The organism is Tumidithrix elongata BACA0141 (assembly GCF_036349135.1).
Taxonomy (GTDB): domain Bacteria; phylum Cyanobacteriota; class Cyanobacteriia; order Pseudanabaenales; family Pseudanabaenaceae; genus Tumidithrix; species Tumidithrix elongata.
Genome location: NZ_JAZBJZ010000156.1, coordinates 7,525 through 9,448 on the forward strand (window position 1 = coordinate 7,525; position 1,924 = coordinate 9,448).

General features: G+C 45.2%; 2 protein-coding genes. One reads left to right on the top strand and one right to left on the bottom strand.

What is annotated here, in order from left to right; genetic code table 11:
- Positions 1-4: 4 nt before the first annotated feature.
- Positions 5-1,315: a hybrid sensor histidine kinase/response regulator gene (locus V2H45_RS23400; RefSeq protein WP_330486106.1), complete on the bottom strand. Its 1,311-nt coding sequence runs from the start codon at positions 1,313-1,315 to the stop codon at positions 5-7.
- 84 nt (positions 1,316-1,399) lie between these two features.
- Between V2H45_RS23400 and ispF the strand changes: the two genes are divergently transcribed.
- On the top strand, positions 1,400-1,903 hold the full coding sequence (gene ispF / locus V2H45_RS23405; protein ID WP_330486107.1) for a 2-C-methyl-D-erythritol 2,4-cyclodiphosphate synthase: 504 nt from the start codon (positions 1,400-1,402) through the stop codon (positions 1,901-1,903).
- The last annotated feature ends 21 nt before the right edge of the window (positions 1,904-1,924 follow it).

The window sequence follows — 1,924 nt, forward strand, 5'->3', positions numbered from 1 at the left end:
CACCCTAAAGAGCTATTGGCAAGGTAAACCAAAACTTAGAGCCAGAACCAAGTGTACTCTCTACACCAATTTCGCCACCGTGGGCAGTAATAATTTGACGACAGAGATATAGCCCCAGTCCTAGACCAAGCGATCGCCGACTTTGTTTTCCTTGCACATAGAGTTCAAACAAATGATCGCATTGCTCGGGAGACATCCCAACACCACGATCTTCTACAACACAATGAATATAAGGGGTAAAAACCGATGGTTCAGATTCTGTGCTGTCTTCAGAAGCGACTTTAGTCGTCTCGTTGAGAATCGCTTGGGCATAGATGGCGAGTTGCAAGTTAGGAGGGTTATGCTTAATTGCGTTACTAATTAAGTTCTGAAAAACCCGACAGACTTGGTTTCCATCTACATCTACTAGGGGTAAATCGAGTGACACTTGATTCATCACGATCGCTTCTTCTTTTTGCAGCAACGGCTTCAGATCGTGAATTGCACCGTCTAAAATTTCTAATAGACTCCAAGGTTTTCGATGCAGAATCAATCCTTGCACGTCATTGACATGTGATTCTAAGAGCGAATTAATCAGACCTAGTTGTCGCTCGCTACTTTGAGACATGCGAACTAGGGTTGAGCGCGGCAAGCTCACTTCTGACTTTTCGGTGTCGAGCAAATTGTTTAATACCATCGTCATGCCTGTGACAGGATTGCGCAGATCGTGAGAGACTGCGTGCAAAAATATCTTTAAAGCTTCTTCAGCCCGTTTGCGATCGATGATTTCCTGTTGTAGAGACTGATTTTGTGCTTGGAGTGTCTTCCGTAAATTTTGAATCGTGAGGTGAGTTTTGATCCTCACCAAAACTTCTTCCTGCTCAAATGGTTTGGTGATATAGTCTACAGCTCCCATATTGAAGCCTTTGATCTTATCGATCGTTTCGGATAGAGCCGTCATAAAAATGATGGGAATATCCTGCGTACCCACTTTGCTTTTTAGGAGTCCGCAGACCTCAAAGCCATCAATGCCGGGCATCATCACATCCAGCAAAATCAGATCGGGGTGAACATATTGAATTTGCTCGATCGCCGCCTCACCATCCGTAGCAACTAAAACCTTGAGCCCCGTTTCTCTGAGTAAATTGACCAAAACACCGAGATTGGTAGGGTTATCATCCACTACCATCACAGTTCCTTCTAAAAAAATCGGCTCGATTTCATCTGCACGATTTAACTCATCACTAGAAGTAGCTCCAGAAATATAGCCAGGCTTGTAGCTAGACTTATAACTAGATCTATAACTAGAACCACTACCAGAATTACTGCTATTCATTTAGTCATGCTTCCGATCCCTTGCCCCTATAATATCTCTGATGCTTGTCACTTAGGACACCTAGGTTATTTTTTCTTTTGAGCCATGAATATACGCATTGGTAACGGCTATGACATTCACCGCTTGGTTAGCGATCGCCCCCTAATTTTAGGCGGGATCGCCATTCCCCACGATAAAGGGCTGCTCGGACACAGCGATGCTGATGTGTTGACCCATGCGATTATGGATGCCATGCTGGGCGCACTTGCCCTTGGCGATATTGGTCATTATTTCCCCCCCACCGATCCCAAGTGGGCTGGGGCAGATAGCATTGTGCTGTTACAGCAGGTTTACCAACTCATTCAAGCGCAGGGCTGGACAATTGGCAATTTGGATGCGGTGGTGATTGCCGAAAAGCCCAAACTAAAGCCCCATATTAAAACCATGCGCGATCGCCTTGCTGAAGTACTGGGTCTAGACAGCGATCGGGTGAGTGTCAAGGCAACAACCAATGAAGGCTTAGATGCCGTGGGGCAACAAGAAGGTATTGCCGCCTACGCTGTGGTTTTGTTATGTAACTCACCTTACGCGGAAGAAATATTTATGTAAAATGAGAGAGAAAAGGAGATA